Below are 19,447 nucleotides of genomic sequence, written 5' to 3' on the forward strand. Positions count from 1 at the left end.
AATGCGGCTGATCAAGTGTATGAATAATCACCGTATTTATCTTAATCTAGATCAATAACTCTATCTTATGTCCAGCGTTATGAACCTGACACCACTGTCGGTTCTTCAATCAATCCCTTTAGCGTTCGCATAAAATCGGCGCCGACAGCCCCATCGATGGCGCGGTGATCGCAAGACAAAGAGAGCTTTACGACCGTTGCAAAAGCCAGCGCATGTCCCACTTCAATCGGTTGGCGCTTGCCCGCACCGATGGCGAGAATGGCACCCTGTGGCGGATTGATGATCGCGTCGAACTGATCGATACCAAACATGCCCAGGTTGCTGATCGAGAAGCTGCCCCCCTGAAACTCTTCCGCTGAAAGTTTTCCGGTCCGCGCCTTCTCCGCCAGCGCCTTCACCTCACGCGATATGGCAGCGACAGATAGGCGATCCGCACCACGAACGATGGGCGTGATCAATCCCTTATCCGTCGCCACAGCGACAGAAATATCGGCGCTCCCGAAGCGATGGATTTCGTCGCCATGCACTTGCACATTCACGTCAGGATGTCGCGTGAGGGCAACTGCGACCGCCCGAATGATGTAGTCGTTGATGCTGGGCGCTTCACCGGTTGCGGCCTTCGCTTGTGCACGCAGACCAAGGATAGCATCGATCCGCACTTCTGAACGCAGATAGAAATGCGGGATCGTGGATTTGCTGTGACTGAGCGCCTTGGCGATGGCCTTGCGCATCGGCGACATCTTGACGATTTCGGCTGTTCCTGCCGCAGGCCGCGCAAAGGTAGGTACGGGAGCCGCTTCTGCCGGGGCTTCAACCTTTACCAGCGCCAGTACATCCGCCTTGCAAATACGACCGCGTGGGCCTGTGCCGCTGATGCCCGATAGATCGATATTGTGCTGCACCGCCAGTCGCTTTGCGAGCGGGCTGGCGAACATGTCGTCCAGTGCATTGCCGATAGGCGTCAGGTCTACCGGACTACCCCCGCTGACGGGCAAAGACGCAGGTGCATCGGCCAGGCTGGCCTGCAACACGTCCTGCAGAGTAATGCGCCCCTTATCTCCCGACCCTTTGATGCCAGAGATATCGACACTCTTTTCCTCGGCGAGTGCCCGCGCGGCTGGCGATATATTGACGTCGGAACCGATGCTGGCCGCTTTCTTTGGCGGCGGAGGAGGCGCTGCGGCCGATGCCGTCTTAGCCGCTTCGCCTGCCTTGGACGCTACACGATTATCGGCCGGCTTGAAGCCTAATACAAATGCATCCACTTCTTCCGCAGCAGGCGTGTCACCGGCATCCGCCAGTACCGCGATAAGCTCGCCAACCTGCCATGTGCTACCCGGTTCTGCCAGCAGGCGCGGGAACATCCCATCCGCTTCTGCCTCGACTTCGTTGGTGATCTTGTCGGTCTCGATAAGCGCAAGGGTATCGCCTTTGGCAAAAGGCTGGCCTTCCTTGACCATCCATTCGGCAACGACGCCCTCCGTCATTTCTATGCCCCATTTGGGCATCGTGAATGCGCGTAGATTGGCCATGACTGTCATCCCCGCTTGTAGGACATGAGCTTGATGGCGGCGGCGGTGATCTTGTCCGGAGAAGGCAAATATGCCTGCTCCAGTTCGCGCGCGAACGGGATCGGCGTATGCGGCCCCGTCACCATCTCTATGGGTGCACGCAAAGAAGCGAACGCCTTGTTCGCAACCAACGCGGATAGATCGGTGGCAAGGCTGCACCGGGGCGGGCTTTCGTCGACAATCAGCAGGCGACCAGTGCGCTCCACGCTATCGAGGATCGCTTCCTCGTCCAGCGGACTGGTGGTCCGTAGATCGATAATGTCGCAGCCGATGCCGTCTTCGGCCAGTTGCCTGGCCGCCGCTTCCGCGAAGCCCACCATCATGCCCGTGGCGAGAATGGTGATGTCGTCGCCCTGCATCACGTGTCGCGCATGTCCGAAAGGAATGAGATATTCGCCATCGGGAACCTCACCCTTCACCGCATACAGCGCCTTGTGCTCCAGGAAGATGACCGGGTCGTCGTCACGGATTGCCTGTGTCAGCAATCCTTTGGCATCGGCAGCGGTGCTGGGCATCACGACCTTCAGGCCCGGCATCGCCGTTACCATCGCATGTATCGACTGGCTATGCTGGGCGGCGGCATTGAAGCCTGCGCCGTAAACCATCCGGATTACGATAGGACAGGTTGATTTCCCGCCGAACATATAACGGAACTTGGCGACTTGGTTCCAGATCTGATCCATGCACACGCCGATAAAGTCGGCGAACATGATCTCCGCAATTGCCCGTTTACCGGTAAGCGAAGCGCCCGCTGCCGCACCAATGATGGCGCTTTCGGAAATCGGCGTGTCGATCACCCGGTCCGGACCATATTTCGCCCAAAGGCCAGTGGACGTGCTCCAGATACCGCCTATCGCTTCCGGGCCTCCGGGCGCGCCGTTGCCCCCGACGATATCTTCGCCCAGCATGATGACATTCTCATCGCGCGCCATTTCTGCGTCGATCGTTTCGAGGATCGCCTCGCGGATCATCTTGATAGCCATGTGTCGTGATCCCTATGCGTCAGTAGCTGATGTACACGTCTTCAAGGACATGCTCGGGCTGTGGTTTTTCGGCGACCTTGGCTTCGGTAACGGCGCGCTCGATCAAGGCCATGACTTCGGCGTCAACAGCGTCGATGTCCGCGCCCTCCAACAGCTTGGCTTCGGTCACTTTCTGGCGGAATATCTTAAGGCAATCGCGCTCTTCGCGAATGCGATCCAGCTCGCCCGGACCGCGATAGCGCTGCGGATCGCCTTCGAAATGGCCGAAATAGCGTTCGGTATCCAGTTCAACGGCGGCAGGCAGATTGGTCGCTTTGCAATATTCGATGACTTCGCGCATCACGTCATAGACAGCGAAAAAGTCGATCCCATCCGCCTTGAACGTCTTCATGCCGAATGCGCCAGCGCGGTCGAGAATGCTATCCGCACCGACAGCATAAGCCACGCCGGTATGCTCGGAATAATGGTTGTTTTCGTAGATGAAGATCACCGGGACTTTGAGCACCACGGCCATGTTCATCGCTTCGAAGGTCGTGCCCTGATTGCAAGCGCCATCGCCGGAAAATGCGATGGAGACCGTGCCCTTCGCCTTGGCTGATATACCCGCACCGACGGCGATAGGCGCACCAGCACCCACGATGCCATTGGCCCCCAACATCCCGACATTGACATCGGCAATGTGCATGGAGCCGCCCCGACCTTTACAAAGGCCTTCGCGGCTGCCGTAGATTTCCTTCATCATGTCGAGGACATCGCAACCCTTGGCGATGCAATGCCCATGGCCGCGATGCGTTGAGATGATGTAGTCGGTCGGCCCCAGATGCTCGCACACCCCCACGGCGCAGGCTTCCTGTCCGGCGTACAGATGGGTGAACCCAGCGATCTCGCCCAATGCGATTTCGTCATGCAAGCGATTTTCAAACGCCCGGATGGTCTTCATCTGGCGATAGGCTTGCAGCAGCGCTTCGCGGCTATGTTGCATGATGGTCCTCTTCCGTCCGATTATATGAGTTGGGCAAAGTTACAGCCCCAGCACAGTTTTAGCTATGATGGTCCGCTGAACTTCGTTGGTTCCGCCGAAGATCGTCCATGCGCGACTGTTAAGATAGCGCGGCGCGGCCAGTTGCGCCTCTTTACCGTAGAGCGGCTCTGGACTGTCATTGCCATAGAGGGGACGGACCTCCTCCAGCGCCAGCCCTGCATAGCCGAACAAGCGCACCGCAAGTCCATCGACCTTTTGACGAAGCGTCGATGCAATCATCTTCGACAGCGATGTCTGGGGGCCGGGAGGAAGCCCTTTCGCCATTTCGGCAAGCACACGCAGCTCCGTCATTTCCAGCGCCTGGCTCTCTAGCTCAGCGAATGCAAGTGCGGCCATAAACGCGCTGTCTTCCGCCATTGAGCCCCCAAGGCCATCCGGCTCACGCGCGGCAGCCTGACGTAGCTTACGAATATCGGCGAGCAATTTGGGAGCATGGCATGCGCCGCCGCGTTCGTTCTCCAGCAGGAATTTCGCGATAGTCCACCCCTGCCCTTCCTCCCCGACAAGGTTCTCGAAAGGCGCGATTGCATCGTCGATATAGACTTCATTGACTTCATGATCGCCAGCCAGCCCTTTGATGGGGCGGACCTCGATACCGGGCTGCGCCATGTCGACCAGAATGAAACTGATGCCAGCCTGCGGCTTGCAATCCGGATTGGTACGAACCAGGCAGAATATATGCGAAGCGTGATGCGCATGGGTCGTCCAGAGCTTGCGCCCATTGATGACGTAATGGCCGTCCTTTTTTTCTGCTCGGGTCTTGAGGCTGGCCAGATCCGACCCTGCACCAGGTTCCGAAAAGCCCTGACACCAATAGTCCGTACCATTGAGAATGCGGGGTAAAATCTCTGCCTTCTGCTCCGCCGTGCCAAAGCGACAGATAACTGGGCCGAGCAACTTGAGGCCCAGCACCGGCAAGCCGGGCGCATCGGCAAGCGCGCATTCCTTTTCGAAGATGTAGCGCTGGACCGTCGTCCATCCGGTGCCGCCGCAGTCCAGCGGCCAATTGTAAGCCAGCCATCCTTTTTCATACAGGATGCGCTGCCATTCGCGCCCGATATCCGGTTCCACAAATACGGACGGCGTCGCACGCATACCGGCGCGCAGATACTCGGGCAGATTATCGTCCAGAAACGCACGCACTTCGCTGCGAAAGGCTTCGTCTTCTGAAGAGAAATTGAGGTCCATTTCTATCGTTCCAAAATGGCCACGCCGGAAATACCCGGGGCACCGTATACGTGCGAATATGCCGTCTTGGGGGCGCCAGGCACTTGCCGGCCGCCGCCACGCCCCAGCAACTGCGTGGCATTTTCGTACACCTGTCGCAGACCCGAGGCGCCGATCGGTTCACCACAAGCGAGGCATCCGCCATCGGTGTTGATCGGCAACTTGCCGTCAATCCGGCTCCAACCCTCGGCCAGCCATTGCTCCTGATCGCCATCCGCGCAGAAACCGTTTTCAGCCATATGCATGATTTCCGCCCCTGACTCGGTGTCCTGCAACTGCGCCACGTCGATGTCCTGCGGCCCGATGCCTGCCATCTCATAGGCTGCCGCAGACGCCAGCAGCGTCGGAGCGCCACCACGTTTTACATCGATGCTGGGCGCGAACACCTCGAAGGAGCCGGGCGGCCGGGTACGGATAACCGCGGCTTTTATCCGGACATGCGCACGGCCCAGTTCACGCGCCTTCTTTTCGCTGGCGAGAATAAGGGCCACGCCCCCTTCAGCCGGCGAGCAGAACATATATTTGGTCAGCGGATCGCTGATCATCTGACTGTTGAGGATCGTGTCCAGATCGACCGGCGCGCGACGCCATGCGTGATCGGCATGGACAGCATTGTCGAACGCCTTTTCCGCAACCCGACCCAATGATGCGGGCGTGATCCCATATGCAGCCATGTACCGTTGCAGTTTCATGGCGAAGAACTGCGTCGTTACCATCATGCCGACTTCACCATACCAGTCGGGCAGACTGTATTCGGCGGGCATGGCATTGAACGCGCCGCGCGGGTGCTTGTCGAAGCCCAAAGCGATGCCAACGTCATTCTGGCCGGAAGCGATGGCTTGCCAGGAACCGATCAATGCCGATCCGCCGGTCGCGCAGCCATTTTTAACATTGATGAAGGGCAGGCCCGTGAGCCCTAACTCGTTGACGATAGTATCTGCATTGCCCGACGCATCCGACCCGCCAAAGCCGAACTGCATGTCGCGCCATTCCAGACCTGCGTCAGCAAGCGCAACGCGCGCAGCATGCGCCCCTTGCTGAATGCCGGACAGACCGTCGGTGCGTCCAAAGGGATGAATGCCGATGCCGACGATATAGACATCACTCATGTACTGCCTCCGCATCGCGAGGAGCAAAAGCGAAGGTCATGATGGTGTTGCCATGCGCGTCGGAATTGAGCGGTTGAAGAACCGTCTGCATCGGCATTCCGATCGTAATCGCATCGAACGCGACGCCTGTAAGCGGCGCTTCGACGATCACTGCATCAGGCAATTCGACATAGCCGATCGCAAAAGGCTCGAACGCCTCCGGTCCTGCATAGGGAGGCGACTTCGGGCGATAGCGCTGAACAGTCCACGACCAGAGCGTACCGTTGCGCGGCAAAGTGACCGCTTCAAACCGCGTTGCGTCCGAAGGACAGGGGAACAGGATACGTCCCGTTTCCCGATCACGTCCACCGATCAGGCAAGGCGCATCGCCGTCCGTGAACAGTCCTTCTGCAATGGCAATCCGGTTCGAAATGACTCGCTCCTCCCGCTGGTGTCATGGCGACTATGGGCGGCAGTGCGATCCATTTCCTCTGTAAGAAAGCATAGGTTGTTGCGACATCTTTAAAATGGCCGGTCCGGCTCCCGCCGTTCAATCAAGGAAACCACGTCAGTTCGTAGCGATCCCCTGCGCGTCGAACCATTGCTTTACATCTGCCAATCCAGCCTCGTGCGCGCGCCACCGGGCAACCGCATCCGCGTTCATCGGCCGCCGAACCTGTGCCGCGCTGGGCGTAGCCACGGCAGACCGGTTCTCATGGAAGGTCAGACAGGCTGTGTCCCATTTGAGACCGCAATGCGCGAGCAAGCATCGCGTCTCTCTCTCCTGGTCGAACACCATTGCTTCATATGATAAATGGAGGACCCGACCCGGCAGCAATTGCTCCCACAATGCCATCAGCCGATCAAAGCGGGCATAATAACGCGCAGTATCCATCAGGTCGTAGGAATAGGCGTAATAAGCCGACTGGCTCGCAAACAAATTCTTGAAGTTGCTCCACACCGTATCCATCGGATTGCGGCGCAGGCAGACTATGCGCGCATTTGGAAAAGCTTGTGCAATATGCCCTACATATAGGAAATTGGCGGGCAACTTGTCGCTGAAGCGCTCTTTGTCCTGCGGTCGATGATGCTCAGCGCGCGCGAGATACGCCTGCGCAATGGCCGTCGGATCAGCATCGACGCTGGCCCTGATCGTTGCGGCGTCGATCACCAGCCGTGACGCTGTGCCAGCGGTTTGCTTGACGGCCAAGGGCATCGCCTGAAGCTCGCCCGCCGATCCCACATCAGGATGCGACGAGAGAATGCGATCGACCAAAGTGGTGCCTGTTCGCGGCATGCCCACAACGAATATCGGCGCAGGATCGACCAGCCCCCTTCCCTTCCATGCGGGTGGAATTCCGTGCGCGAACAGGCTTTCGATAGCGTCGAAAATCTCTTCGTCCCTGGAAAAGTCGTAGGCAATCGTCTGCTTATGTGCGGCGTTGGCTGCCGACAGATTGCGGAACGCGGCCTTGGCCTCACCCAAATCCTCTTGTTCCTTCGCCAATGCATATTGAATGCGCAGCCTGTCTTCCGGACGTTTGGCTATCGAGAGCGCGCCTTCCAGCCGCGCGACATGATTGGCCTCAACCGTTTGGCGCGCCAAAATTGCCAGCGCATAATGTGCGCGTGCATTGCCGGGATCGGCGGCAAGGATCGTCTCATAGTGGGCGGTGGCATCGGCTATTCGGCCAGTAAAGCCGCATGCCGCCGCCAGATTATACCGGAAATCAAGGTTCGAAGGCGCACCGGCCACTGCCGCGCGAAACGGTGCCATTGAACCTTCATGGTCCCCCAGCCGCGAAAATACGCATCCGATGGTATCGAGGGTCAACGGGTCGACGGGCTCAAGGGCGATAGCCTCCCTTGCCACATCGCCTGCTTCACCATCGCGCCGCAGGAGGATGAGGAGACGAGCCAGTTGCGCCAGATGCTCTGCCTCCGGCCCGCGCGCCACTGCGGCCTCCAGCATCGGCACAGCTTTGGCAATCTGCCCAACCTCCGCAGCGGCCATGCCCAGCAGGAAATAACCGTCGGCGGAATCAGGATTGGCTTCGACCAATGCCCTGGCCGCCACAGCCGCGGCAGACACGTCCCCCCGTCGCAATGCAGAGAGCGCTTCAGCCTTCAAAGTCATGCCATATCCATCTGGTGCAGCTTAGAAGATAAGTCTTCGCCGCGAAACGGGATGGTTCGATTGGCGCAAAATAGGTTCGCGAGTGACGGCGGGACACCCTTCTCAGGAGAATGTCCCGCCCGTCAGCCACCCTCAGAATTTGAACCGTGACTCGATGCCGAATGTGCGCGGGTTTGCCACCGCCCGCTGATAATAACGCAAGGCCACGCCGTCATTCAGGCCAACACGCGACCGGTCGTTGGAGACGGACACAACCGCATATTTATCGAAGATGTTGCTCGCGAAAAGGCTGACGCTGTAACGGTCGGCATCATATGTCAGCGACGCCCGATGCATCACATAGCTCGGCAGCTTGTCGCCGAACGCGCGATCCCAGCCAAGCCGTGTCACGATATTGCCGCGATACGTCGCCGTCCAGTTGGCTGTTAGCGAACCGGCCATGAAAGGCGTGGTGTAGGTCGCGCCCAGGCTGCCGCTGTTCTTCGCCGAGCCTGGCAAGCGATCGCCCGAAAGTGCAGGAATGGTGATGGCATCGCTGGGATAGGTGCCGGCCGGATCGTTAATCGGAATAATACCAGGCACATCGTCGGTCAGCTTGGCGTCGGTGTAGGAATAGGTGCCCTGAATGGACAACCCGGTGAACGGCCTAACCTGGAACGAGGATTCGAAACCCTTGGACTCGGCTCCGCCGCCGTTTACCGTGATACCGGCAATTCCGTTCAGCGTAGCGGAGTCCACCTGAATGCCCTGCCATTTGATCTGGAAGACGTTGAAGTTGAACGTCAGCTTGCGGTCGAAGAGCTGCGAGCGGATCCCGACCTCGATATTCTTGGTGCTATCCGGGCCGTACTGAACTTCGTTCGGCAAAGCACAGATGATCTGCGTATTGTTTTTACCGTCGCCGTCGGGATCGTTCGGCAGGGGCGTAGGACAGGGCGCAACGCTGTTCGGTCCGCCGATGCGATAGCCTTTGCTGTACGTTGCATAAGCCATCAGGGCATCGGAGAACCTGTACGAGCTGTTGAACTTCCACACCCAGCCGCTCTTACCGGCATCGCCCCCGCGCGGCGTCAGATCGCGCGGATCGAGGGGGTCACCAAGGATCGGCAGCGTCTGAGCGCCAGCGATGGTCGAGGTATATTTGAAGTAGCGTGCGCCGGCCGTCACCTGCCAGGCCGGAGTAATCTTGAACGATCCTTCGCCAAAGGCGGCCTGTTCGGTTACCTTCGACCGGGTATAGCTCACATATTCGAGATATTCGGGGTTGGTTGCAGGATCGGCCCAAGGATGATTTGGGATATGCTCCGCATAGTCGCTGGCGTATTTATTCTCGTTGTGGAAGCCGCCAAGAACCCAACTGAAAGGCCCGCCATGGCGGGAGACGAGGCGAATTTCCTGATTATATTGCTTACGCCGCGTATGGCTTTCATTCCAGCTCGAAAAGGCCGGGAACGTTTCGTAATCATAGTCTAAATCGAGCAGCAGGTCGGTATTGTCCCCCTGCGAATCCGCCTTCACATCGGTATAGGCCGTCGTCGCCACCAGATCCGCGATATCGAATACGTTCGCGTTGATTTCCAGGCTGACCAAGTGCGCGCGCCGGTTCACCGGTTCGATATAGCGGCTGGCATTCTCGTACTTGCCCGTTCCCAAAACGCCTGCGCCGTTGGATTGCGCGCCATCGGTCTTGGTCCGCTGAAATGCGTAGGTAAAGGTGGCTGAGAAGTCCTCATCGCTTTGAAACAGCAACTGATTGCGCGATGTAATTGTCTTTTCGAAGTTCAAATCCTTGCGGCTTGTAAGGTTCGCCGCACGGAAGGCATCCGTGATGGGAGGCGAGCCGATCGCCTGCGGCAGCGAAACGCCCGGTGTCTGGATCAGGAGGGGATAGTCGATAAAGCCGGGGTCATAATAATAGCCAGTGGCCGACCGGAAGGCGATATGGTCCTTCACGATCGGGATATTGATGACGGCGTCCCCCTGATAGCCAGGTTTGCTACCATGGCTCTTGCCATAGAAACTACCATGCACTTCACCCTCGAAATCGGTCACGTTTGGGCGGTTGGGAATGTAGCGGATCGCACCCGCCAGCGTACCAAGGCCATACAGCGTACCCTGCGGACCCAGCAGCGTTTCCACCCGTGCGATGTCGAGCAGTTTGAAGTCATAATATAGCGGCACTTCGCCAAGATAGACGCCGAGCGAGTCGTCATAGTTCACACCGCCGGCGTCGACGTCCGATGCGCTAAGGCCGCGCAGCACGATCGAGCCTGTCGTGCCGGGTCCGGTGTCGGAGATCGTCATGCCCGGCGTAAAGTCTGCAAGGTCGCGCACATCCTGTATCCGCTGAAGTGCGAGCTCCTCGGCACCGACCGCCGCAATGTTGATCGGCGTATCCATAATCGTCGTGCTGCGGCGTGTGCCGGTCACGATGATGGCGTCACCAGACGCGGCAGACGGATCCAGCGCCTCCTGCGCGCGCGCAGGCATTGCAAGCGCTACAGTCGTCAATATCGTTGCGGACAAAAGCCCCAGTTTCAATTGCGCACGATGAGACATGTGTTTCCCTTTTTCGGTTGCCGCCATGCGTGGTGCTGCCCTGCCAGAACCCGAACGGCTTAGGTTTTTATGATTTCGCACCATGCGCCAGCCGCCCTTTGCGGGTTTTGGTTGGTGCCCACGTGCTAAACATTTCCGAGTATTTGAGACGCTCGATCCTGAGCCTCCCACTATCCACCCGAGGTCAGTTCCCCGGCGGTAGCATTGTTATTTTTGTATTTTATTTTTTCGATCAGTGGACGAACCGGGAATATTGTCTGCTCCCAGATCGACAGTCTGTTGCGGTCATCCTGACCCACGATCACCCCTTCGCCTTCCCGATACGTGCCGAAGATGCGATCGAGCAGGATGAGTGAGTTGCCATAGTTACAACGTGTTTCCTCATAGCCAGTCGAATGATGCAGGCTGTGGTTCTGGATCGTCGTAAAGAAGAACGCATACCATTTAGGCGGGTCGGACCGCACATTGGCATGGGCATAAGTGGAAACTGCACCCAGGATATTGAAAGCGCAGAACTGTGCAGCTTGCGGCAGATCGAACAACGCAACGACGCTCAGGCTGATAAGGAACAATTCGACGGGATTGCCGACATATCCTTTCATCGCGTTCAGTTGGGTAATGTGATGATGCGGCGCATGCGTTGACCAGAACCACGCATTATTGTGCATCAGTCGATGCATCCAATATTGACCGAATTCGACCAGGAAAACCACAAGAGCGACCTGCACGAGGAACGGCAGATGCATGGCCCAGTCCGTAGTGATGCCCAATGACTGCTTTGCCGCCCGTAAGGGCTCTTCGGCCAGCAGGTTTGAAGCCCAGCCGATCGCCGTATAACCCAACGCCACATAGAAGATATCGGTCGCAAACTCGCGCATGGTGATGCGCCAACCTTCATGCCGCTCGCGAATGAACTCCATCGCCTGCACGAACGCCGTGGTGAGGAGACCTACCGCTACGATCGACCATGGATTATCGGTCCAGGATTGCGGCCCGAATGCCCAAAATGAAACGATGAGAGCAATGGTAGCGGGCGGCAGAAGGTTAAATGCCCGCGTTGTGAGTGGGTGCTCCGTCCGCGCAGCTACGCCTTCGCCATTGAAGGAACTCGAAGTACTGGCAACGGAATGGAAACGGCCATCATCCGCGATTAATCGCGCATCGCTTGATAGAGCAGCATCATAGGCTGGCCGATGATCCATCGAAAGTCTCCCCATATCAGCCCGGAAATCCGGGCTAACGCTTCGATCCTCTCTCTGTATGTGACTGCGCTCTACCAGGCGGTAATTACAAGGTATTGATATTACGGAATGCGTCAAGAGTATTAATTTACGACCTTGATCGCCGGGAATGAGCGCGCGTTAAGCGATGGAAAATAGGCATTCTTTCGCTTTTTATCCCAAATCTCCGTTCAGTTCACTCGTCACGATATGGCGCTGATCCCACTGTTGCTGCCGAAATTGTTGTGCTGGTCGCCGAATCGATTTCGGGGCGTGAAAATGGAGTCGCAAAACTCAATGCGTCGTTTTCGATGCGGCGCTCCACCAGGACAGGCTGTGCAGGTCGTGGGCAGTCGTCCAAATGCCGTCTGGCATATATCTCAAAGCACCGCTCCCTGAAGGTTTTCCAGCGCGCGCCAGTATCTTCAGGCTTGTCGGATCGATGGCTACGAAGGTCTGGTCTTCCGTCGTGCGGAGCCACACTTTTCCGCCGCCCACATCGATGTCGCCATAGATCAGGGTTTTGCCGACCTGCACTCGACCGCTTACCGTGACCGTGGCGGGATCGACCCGTGCAACGGTGCCGTCGCCTTGTTCCTGCACCCACACCGCCCCCTCGCCTGCGGCAAGGAAACCAGGCTGCTTGCCCAGCTTGACCTTTTTCACCACGGCATTGGTTTGCGGATCGACATGCTGGAGCGATTGCTGATCGCTGCTGACTGCCCAAAGCCCGTCAAATCCAAAGGCAAGGTAGAAAGTGCCAGGATCGACGCTCACCGTTGCGGTCACGGTATTCGTTGCGGGGTCTATTCTGGCGATCTTCCCCGATTTATCGCTCGGAACCCATATCGAGCCGGCGCCCGAAACAACGTTCAACTCTCCGGCGGGGTTGGCGATGCCAGTCGCTATGATCGCCTGCACCGTCGATGTCTTCGGGTCGATCCTGTAAAGATTGCCATCCTTGCAGTTGGCAACCCACAGTGCACCGAAAGCGATTGTCATGGCCCCACACGGCTTTGGAACCGTAACGGATGCCTGCTTTCCTTCAGCCGACCACTGTTCGACGCGGCCTGCATTCGTCGCCCACACGGTGCTTCCGTCAACGGCAAGGAAATCGGCAAAGCCCGGAACGCTAATTACTTTTTCGTTCAGCGCCGCGGGGTCAGGCGCATCCGCGGCACAAAGCGCACCTAATAACAGCATCAGTCCTATGGGCTTTTTCATATGCGATCTCCCTTGCGATGGCACCCGGTGTTCAGTCGTACCGATACGGGTTCTTGTCGATGGTCGTCAGGCTCCGGGTCTGATTGCAGAGGAAAACGGTGCTTGTGAAATAAATGCCGGGCTCGGTAATTTTCTGCGCATAGGCAAACGCCTCGCGCAGTTGTTGAACCGTCATCTCTACCGGTGCCTCGTCAGGCTGATAGGTCAGGCCGTAAGGATAGTCCTCACCATCGACGCTGATTTCCACATGACACCCCATCACATGGGTGACCGGATGCGTGTCGCAAAAATCTATCAGCCGCTTCATGCTATCGAACCAGGGTTGCCAGAAGCTGATGTAGCAACGGCCCCGATAGAACATATCGCCCGTATAAAGGATCTGGGTATAGCTGTCATAATAAGCAAATTCGGAAACGACATGGCCGGGCGAGCCCCATATCAATATCTCGCGACCACCCAAGTCTAGCGTCACCCGCTCTTCCGGGAAGTTGGTCATGCCCCAAAACCCGACCATCTCTTCGTGGGTCAGGCCCATGTAGCGCGTGTTGGGACGGTCGGCGAACTGATTGACGGCCGCATAATGATCGGCATGCAAATGACTGAACGCGACCAGCAGCTCCAGACTGGCCGGATCGCGACCGTTGCGACGACACCACTCGTCAATGCACTGGTCCACGATCCCGCGCAGGTCCCAGTCATTGCGCAACTGTACGAATCCTTCGTCCAGCAACAGCACACGATCGTTACCGAAATAGAGCGGAGCGAACGGCGCTTCGTAGCTATACGCCTTGTTCTGTCGGAGGATAGCCGTGTGCGGATTGTACCAGTGCACCTGAACCGGTGGATCGGTATTATCCATGCTCGAAGGAGAACCACAGATCCATTTTTTCGGGAAACTACCCTGCGCAGGCAGATTGCTTTTGAAATCGATGGGCGCGGGTCGGACTGCCGCCGACGCCGCATCGGTCAAAGCAGACAGCCCCATTCCGGACAACGGCACCGCGACGGCTGCAGCATTATAGGTAAGAAAAGTGCGACGATCCATGGATGCGTTCCTTGTCGTCAGAAGGGGCGAGGCGGATTGATGTTGGGGACGCCCTCGGGCCAGACCTGAGTCCGTTGGTCCGGGCTGACTCCATTGAACAGTGCGAAATCCGGGCGAATGAGCATCATGTCCTTCCCCTGTATCTCGCGAGCATATTGAATGGCTTCGTCGATCAGGGAGGGCGTCATCTCCAGCACCCGTTCGTAAGGTTTGTACGACATGAAGCGCGGATAATATTTGCCCGGCACGAACATCATCTCGATGTGACCGCCAAGAATCCATTTCACCGGACGACTTGCCGTGAAAGCCTTGAGCCGCTCCAGTGAAGCGAGATAGTCGCGGTCGTTGCCGATATTGATCTTGCCTGGAAACAGGAAATCGCCAGTGAAGAGAAAATCGCAATAGGGATCATAGAAGCTGACCCCATCCTTGTGCGTCCCTGGCGTCGGGATCACCTCGATACTGCGATCGCCCAGATCGATCTTGCCAACGCCCGCCTGCCAACTTTTCCCCAAACCGTAAAAGCGCTTCATCACTTCCAGCGGTTTGGGAACAATCGTCGTGTCCGCTCGTCCGGCAAATTGCACGAGCCCCTGATTTTGCGCAACATCCTCACCCGACGTCAGCGCGATGGTGAGCGGAACTTTGCTACGGCCCCGCGCCTGCCCCCAGCGCGCGATGATTGCGTCGACGGTTTCCCGCAGTGGATAATGGCGCGCCTCTGCCGTCGCACCGCTGTCGATCAGCAGCGCGCCTGTGTTACCGAATAACAGATAGGTGAACGGTGCTTCCCAATGCACGCAGACATTCTGCCGCAGGACGAAGCTATCTTCGTTATATTGCACGACTTGCACACGCGGATCGCGATTTTTAGCGGCCACGTTGGACCCATATATCCAGCGAAAAGCCAGATTGCCCGGAGCAGGTCCATCGCTCGTGTAATCGTGCAGGACAGGCTTATCGCGATGCAGCGCAACAGCGCTGTCGGTATTGCGAACACCGACCGGATTATACCCTAAATCGGGGTTGCCGTTGGGATATGCACGTGCTGTGGCGGACTGCGGATTGCCCGACAACGCCGGATTGTAGGTAGAGTTCTGCGCCATAGAATTCTCCCAAAAACGGAGACAAACCCCCATTTTTCGTGCTTCTCGATGCGCATCCTTCCCCGCCGACCTATGTCGTTCGCAGTGATGGTACCCATATTACCAATCTTCGCAATAGTAATATTCCTGCATGGACAAAGCATCGCTTTGCGGCAATGCTGCACTGCGAAAGGGGCCGAATCATGCTTACCGGGATTCGTTACGCTGGAAGAATGGCACTGATGGCCTGCGCCTTATTGGCGGCTTCGTGCTCACCCTCCACAAACACTTCGACAGAACCGCGCACGGAATTCAGCATTGGATGGTCGATCTATGCTGGCTGGATGCCCTGGCCCTATGCTCAGCAAGCGGGTATCGTAAAGAAATGGGCCGACAAATACGGCCTCAAGATCAATATCGTTCAGGTGAACGATTATGTTGAGTCCGTGAACCAGTATACCGCGGGAAAGCTGGATGGAGTGACGGTTGCCAATATGGACGCCCTCACGATTCCCGCCGCAGGCGGCAAAGATACGAGCGCGATCATCGTCGGCGATTATTCGAACGGCAATGATGGGGTAATGCTGAAAGGCGCCGATACGCTCGCCGCCATCAAGGGTCGGCAAGTCTACCTCGCCGAACTTTCCGTGTCGCACTATCTGCTGGCGCGCGGTTTGAGCTCCGTTGGGATGGCGTTGAAGGACGTCAAAACGGTCAACACATCGGATGCCGACATAGTCGGGGCTTTTGCCACGCCGGAGGCGACGGCGGCAGTCGCCTGGAACCCCCAGCTATCCGTGATGAAGGCCACGAAGAGCGCCAAGATGGTGTTTAGCTCTGCCGACATTCCCGGTGAAATACTCGATTTGCTGGTGGTCGATACCGCGACGCTCAAGGCCAATCCGAACCTGGGTAAGGCGCTTGCGGGGATATGGTATGAGACCACCGCGCTGATGCAGCGACAGGATGCCGAAGGAAAGGCTGCGCGTGCGGCTATGGCCAAATTGGCCGGAGCAAAGCCGGAAATGTTCGACAGTCAACTTTCCACCACTTACCTTTACACCGATCCAAAGGCAGCGGTTGCAGCCACTTCGGCTCCCGCGCTTATCACCACGATGACGCGCGTGCGCGACTTCAGCTATTCAAAGGGCCTCTTCGGCCAAGGCGCTAAGTCTGCCGATGCGGTCGGCATGTCTTTCCCGGGCAACAAGACGCTGGGCGACGCCAATCATGTGACCCTGAGGTTCGATGCCAGCTACATGCAGATGGCTGCCGATGGTAAGCTCTGATCCCATGCGCTGCATCGAGGATATGGCATAGTGCGTTGGGTCAATCGTCGCATCCGGCGGGGCAACAGCATCCTTCTGGGTGCGGCTCCCATAGCGCTACTGGTGCTGCTATATCTTGTCATGGCAGCCAGCCGTCATGCCACCAATTCCAATGACAAGATCCTGCCGCTGCCTGGTGACATGGCCATCGCAATGTCAGCCTTGCTGTTCCAGCCCGACCCGCTTTCCGGGCAACTCATTTTCTGGGCAGATACTTTCGCCAGTCTGCAACGGCTCGGCTTCGGGCTCGGCATATCCACGCTTTCGGCATTGCTCGTCGGATTGTTACTTGGCGCATTGCCGCCGATCCGCGCGACCTTCGGCCCGCTGGTAACAGGCATTGCGGTCATCCCGCCCATCGCTTTATTACCTATATTATTCATCGCTTTCGGTCTTGGAGAGATGGCCAAGGTGGCGTTGATAGTCATCGGCATAGCGCCATTCATGATCCGCGACGTCGCCGCCCACATTGCCGCATTACCGCGCGAACAGATCATCAAAGCACAAACCCTGGGCGCCAGTAGCTGGCAAGTGATGGTGCGCGTAGCCTTACCACAGGCTATGCCTCGGCTGATTCAGGCCGTGCGCCTTTCGCTTGGCCCGGCATGGGTTTTCCTGATCTCCGCAGAGGCTATCGCGTCCGATGTTGGCCTAGGGTATCGGATATTCCTCGTCCGCCGCTATCTGTCGATGGATATCATTCTTCCCTATGTCGCGTGGATTGCATTGCTGGCGATCATGATGGACGTACTCCTGACCTGGTCCAGCCGTCGCCTGTTTCCCTGGGCGCATGGAGCGGAGCATTGAGCGCATTGCTAAGCCTCCAGAATATCTGGGTCGAATATGGCGATAAGGTCGTATTGGAACGGGTGAACCTCGATATCGAGGCAGGCTCGTTCGTATCGATCATTGGCCCGTCGGGTGCGGGTAAGAGCAGCCTGCTGCGTGTCATACTCGGACAGGAAATACCGACGCGTGGGCAGATGCTGCTGGACGGTGTCCCGCTGAAGCCCGAATGCGGGCCAGATCGCGGCGTGGTATTTCAGCGTTATTCGGTGTTTCCGCACCTCTCCGTACTCCATAACACCGTTTTTGGGCTGGAATGCGCACAGGCACCATTGATTGCGCGCCTGTTCGGATCGCGCCGCCGCGCAGCTTTGGCGGAGGCGGAAGACATGCTGGATGCAGTGGGGCTAAGCGACAGCTTACATCTCTACCCCGCACAAATGTCCGGCGGAATGCAGCAGCGACTTGCCATCGCGCAGGCGCTTATCAAGCGTCCACGTATCCTGCTTCTCGATGAACCCTTCGGTGCGCTGGATCCGGGCATCAGGGCGGATATGCATGCTCTTATAACGCGGTTGTGGCGCGATTATTCGCTGACGGTCATCATGGTCACGCACGATCTTCGCGAAGCATTTTCTCTTGGCACACGCGTGCTGACATTGGATAAACGCCGTCGCGATCCGCATGCGCCGCATCGCTTTGGCGCAACGGCGGTCTATGATTTACCGCTCGCCAAGCGCACGCCCGCATCGGAGGCGGTGGCTGACAGTATTACACTTGACGCTTAAAGTAATAATTGAGAAGACCATCTTATGAGCACCGAACCGACCAGTCTCGCCCGGCTTAGCATGAGCCTCCCTGCAGAACTATTTCGCCAGTTGGACGTCATGGTTGAGGAACGCGGCCTGCCATCGCGCTCGCAACTCATCGCAGAACTGATTCGCCACGCCCTGGTCGAGCACGAAGCAATGACCCGTCCAGACGACTTGCTCGCGGGCACGATCACCCTCGTCTATCGTGGCGACCGGGGTCGTGTGCGCCAGCAACTTGCACAGACCCAATCGGAATATCTGAAGGAAGTCATCTCTTCGCAGCACGTCTTTCTGGAGGACGATCAGTCGCTCGAGGTGTTGCTGGTACAGGGGCCGGCAACGCGGCTGAAGGAACTGTGCGACGCTTTGCGCAGCATTCGCAATGTGCACCAGTTGCAACTCGTGACCACCACCGCCTTGCTGCCACCCCTTCACGAACAGGACGACGTTGCAGGCACCCAGACCGCCGCTTCCACCAAACGCTCATCAGACAAAGGCATCGCAGCATGACGGCAACACTGGCCGATCCGCTGGCCGCGCGGGATCATGCGCGCGCGATGGCCGGAACGGTCGTCGAAGCGATGCCAGTGATCCCCCCTATCGTGGACGACCTGCCTGCCGGTGTGGCCAGCGACGACCTGCTATGGGAAGAAACCGTCGCCGCAGGCGGATATACGTCGCGCAGGTTGGCGCGAGGGTCTCGTCTTCGCTTGGTCGATGTGCGCGGCGATGCCTGCGCATCGATGCTTATCTTCAATGCCGAGATGCCGACCGAACGCCTCAACGTCGCAGACACGGTCAAGATACAATGGAATGCCTATCTGGGAACAGGCAAGCTGCTGTTGTCCGATATGGGGCGCGTGCTCATGAGCATCCTGGAGGATGGCGCGGAAACCCATGATGCCTTTTGCGGCACCTCGAACGCAGCCACCAACCTTGCCAAATATGGAGAGGGTCGCAACAGCGGAGCCTTCCCCAATGGACGCGACCGCCTGCTGTTGGGCGCGGCCAAGCATGGGTTGCAACGACGGGACGTTCACCCTTGCGTCAACCTGTTCAAAGGCACGCGGATAGAGGCGGACGGGACGATCACGCCGCTTGTCGGGCCTTATGATGCAGGGCGATCCATGATCTTGCGCGCGGAAATGGACGTGATCGCCGTCATCGCCAATTGCCCGCATGTTTTGGATCCCCGCGATGCATGGACGGTAACGCCGCTTCGGGTTTCGGCGTGGCGCGGGGCGATCGCGCCTGCCGACGATCCTGTCCGCATCGCCACGCCTGAGGGTCTGCGCGCCTATCAGAATGTCGAAGACTATTTCCGGCGCTAGGAAGAAAGA

At 57.9% G+C, this 19,447-nt stretch carries 17 protein-coding genes; 5 read left to right on the forward strand and 12 right to left on the reverse strand.

What is annotated here, in order from left to right:
• Positions 1-77 precede the first annotated feature (77 nt).
• The 12 genes from QMG56_RS18600 to QMG56_RS18655 all read right to left on the reverse strand — a co-directional run bounded on the left by QMG56_RS18600 (position 78) and on the right by QMG56_RS18655 (position 15,202).
• Complete coding sequence (locus tag QMG56_RS18600) at positions 78-1,532, reverse strand: dihydrolipoamide acetyltransferase family protein (RefSeq protein WP_281823986.1); 1,455 nt, start codon at positions 1,530-1,532, stop codon at positions 78-80.
• Between the two features lie 5 nt (positions 1,533-1,537).
• Entirely contained in the window at positions 1,538-2,554 is a 1,017-nt protein-coding gene (locus tag QMG56_RS18605; protein WP_230189137.1) for an alpha-ketoacid dehydrogenase subunit beta, read from the reverse strand.
• Positions 2,555-2,573: 19 nt separating this feature from the next.
• A complete protein-coding gene (locus tag QMG56_RS18610; RefSeq protein ID WP_281823989.1) occupies positions 2,574-3,536 on the reverse strand; it encodes a thiamine pyrophosphate-dependent dehydrogenase E1 component subunit alpha in 963 nt (320 codons plus the stop codon).
• 39 nt (positions 3,537-3,575) lie between these two features.
• Positions 3,576-4,784, reverse strand: coding sequence for an acyl-CoA dehydrogenase family protein (locus QMG56_RS18615; RefSeq protein ID WP_281823990.1), 1,209 nt, complete (start codon positions 4,782-4,784; stop codon positions 3,576-3,578).
• A 2-nt stretch (positions 4,785-4,786) separates the two neighbouring features.
• Positions 4,787-5,932, reverse strand: a complete 1,146-nt coding sequence (locus QMG56_RS18620; RefSeq protein WP_281823992.1) for a thiolase family protein — start codon at positions 5,930-5,932, stop codon at positions 4,787-4,789.
• Entirely contained in the window at positions 5,925-6,206 is a 282-nt protein-coding gene (locus QMG56_RS18625; protein ID WP_375713727.1) for a Zn-ribbon domain-containing OB-fold protein, read from the reverse strand. The genes QMG56_RS18620 and QMG56_RS18625 overlap by 8 nt, the downstream gene beginning before the upstream one ends.
• 273 nt (positions 6,207-6,479) lie before the next feature.
• On the reverse strand, positions 6,480-8,048 hold the full coding sequence (locus tag QMG56_RS18630) for a tetratricopeptide repeat-containing sulfotransferase family protein (protein ID WP_281823994.1): 1,569 nt from the start codon (positions 8,046-8,048) through the stop codon (positions 6,480-6,482).
• A gap of 132 nt (positions 8,049-8,180) precedes the next feature.
• Positions 8,181-10,607, reverse strand: a complete 2,427-nt coding sequence (locus QMG56_RS18635) for a TonB-dependent receptor (RefSeq protein WP_281823996.1) — start codon at positions 10,605-10,607, stop codon at positions 8,181-8,183.
• Between the two features lie 170 nt (positions 10,608-10,777).
• Complete coding sequence (locus QMG56_RS18640) at positions 10,778-11,809, reverse strand: sterol desaturase family protein (protein WP_281823998.1); 1,032 nt, start codon at positions 11,807-11,809, stop codon at positions 10,778-10,780.
• A gap of 312 nt (positions 11,810-12,121) precedes the next feature.
• The gene (locus QMG56_RS18645; protein ID WP_281824000.1) at positions 12,122-13,051 is read right to left on the reverse strand and encodes a YncE family protein; all 930 of its coding nucleotides are present in this window, start codon (positions 13,049-13,051) and stop codon (positions 12,122-12,124) included.
• Positions 13,052-13,082: 31 nt separating this feature from the next.
• Positions 13,083-14,096: an MBL fold metallo-hydrolase gene (locus QMG56_RS18650; protein ID WP_281824002.1), complete on the reverse strand. Its 1,014-nt coding sequence runs from the start codon at positions 14,094-14,096 to the stop codon at positions 13,083-13,085.
• A 17-nt stretch (positions 14,097-14,113) separates the two neighbouring features.
• Positions 14,114-15,202 (reverse strand): MBL fold metallo-hydrolase, encoded by a 1,089-nt coding sequence (locus tag QMG56_RS18655; RefSeq protein WP_281824004.1) that lies wholly within the window; start codon positions 15,200-15,202, stop codon positions 14,114-14,116.
• A gap of 323 nt (positions 15,203-15,525) precedes the next feature.
• On the opposite strand from QMG56_RS18655, the gene QMG56_RS18660 reads away from it, so the two are divergent.
• Genes QMG56_RS18660 through QMG56_RS18680 form a run of 5 tightly spaced genes read left to right on the forward strand, consistent with a single transcriptional unit; the run spans position 15,526 to position 19,438 of the window.
• On the forward strand, positions 15,526-16,470 hold the full coding sequence (locus QMG56_RS18660) for a putative urea ABC transporter substrate-binding protein (protein WP_281824006.1): 945 nt from the start codon (positions 15,526-15,528) through the stop codon (positions 16,468-16,470).
• Positions 16,471-16,500: 30 nt separating this feature from the next.
• A complete protein-coding gene (locus QMG56_RS18665; protein ID WP_281824008.1) occupies positions 16,501-17,316 on the forward strand; it encodes an ABC transporter permease in 816 nt (271 codons plus the stop codon).
• Positions 17,313-18,083: an ABC transporter ATP-binding protein gene (locus QMG56_RS18670; protein WP_281824010.1), complete on the forward strand. Its 771-nt coding sequence runs from the start codon at positions 17,313-17,315 to the stop codon at positions 18,081-18,083. The genes QMG56_RS18665 and QMG56_RS18670 overlap by 4 nt, the downstream gene beginning before the upstream one ends.
• 24 nt (positions 18,084-18,107) lie before the next feature.
• Entirely contained in the window at positions 18,108-18,617 is a 510-nt protein-coding gene (locus tag QMG56_RS18675; protein WP_281824012.1) for a CopG family ribbon-helix-helix protein, read from the forward strand.
• Entirely contained in the window at positions 18,614-19,438 is an 825-nt protein-coding gene (locus QMG56_RS18680; RefSeq protein ID WP_281824014.1) for an urea amidolyase associated protein UAAP1, read from the forward strand. The genes QMG56_RS18675 and QMG56_RS18680 overlap by 4 nt, the downstream gene beginning before the upstream one ends.
• Positions 19,439-19,447 lie beyond the last annotated feature (9 nt).

Source organism: Sphingobium sp. BS19 (assembly GCF_027925545.1).
Lineage (GTDB): Bacteria > Pseudomonadota > Alphaproteobacteria > Sphingomonadales > Sphingomonadaceae > Sphingobium.

Excerpts from the sequence above, each read along its gene's own strand:
- QMG56_RS18600 (WP_281823986.1), bottom strand. The coding sequence starts at position 1,532 with ATGGCCAATCTACGCGCATTCACGATGCCCAAATGGGGCATAGAAATG.
- QMG56_RS18605 (WP_230189137.1), bottom strand. The coding sequence starts at position 2,554 with ATGGCTATCAAGATGATCCGCGAGGCGATCCTCGAAACGATCGACGCA.
- QMG56_RS18610 (WP_281823989.1), bottom strand. The coding sequence starts at position 3,536 with ATGCAACATAGCCGCGAAGCGCTGCTGCAAGCCTATCGCCAGATGAAG.
- QMG56_RS18615 (WP_281823990.1), bottom strand. The coding sequence starts at position 4,784 with ATGGACCTCAATTTCTCTTCAGAAGACGAAGCCTTTCGCAGCGAAGTG.
- QMG56_RS18620 (WP_281823992.1), bottom strand. The coding sequence starts at position 5,932 with ATGAGTGATGTCTATATCGTCGGCATCGGCATTCATCCCTTTGGACGC.
- QMG56_RS18630 (WP_281823994.1), bottom strand. The coding sequence starts at position 8,048 with ATGACTTTGAAGGCTGAAGCGCTCTCTGCATTGCGACGGGGGGACGTG.
- QMG56_RS18635 (WP_281823996.1), bottom strand. The coding sequence starts at position 10,607 with ATGTCTCATCGTGCGCAATTGAAACTGGGGCTTTTGTCCGCAACGATA.
- QMG56_RS18640 (WP_281823998.1), bottom strand. The coding sequence starts at position 11,809 with ATGGATCATCGGCCAGCCTATGATGCTGCTCTATCAAGCGATGCGCGA.
- QMG56_RS18645 (WP_281824000.1), bottom strand. The coding sequence starts at position 13,051 with ATGAAAAAGCCCATAGGACTGATGCTGTTATTAGGTGCGCTTTGTGCC.
- QMG56_RS18650 (WP_281824002.1), bottom strand. The coding sequence starts at position 14,096 with ATGGATCGTCGCACTTTTCTTACCTATAATGCTGCAGCCGTCGCGGTG.
- QMG56_RS18655 (WP_281824004.1), bottom strand. The coding sequence starts at position 15,202 with ATGGCGCAGAACTCTACCTACAATCCGGCGTTGTCGGGCAATCCGCAG.
- QMG56_RS18660 (WP_281824006.1), top strand. The coding sequence starts at position 15,526 with ATGCCCTGGCCCTATGCTCAGCAAGCGGGTATCGTAAAGAAATGGGCC.
- QMG56_RS18675 (WP_281824012.1), top strand. The coding sequence starts at position 18,108 with ATGAGCACCGAACCGACCAGTCTCGCCCGGCTTAGCATGAGCCTCCCT.
- QMG56_RS18680 (WP_281824014.1), top strand. The coding sequence starts at position 18,614 with ATGACGGCAACACTGGCCGATCCGCTGGCCGCGCGGGATCATGCGCGC.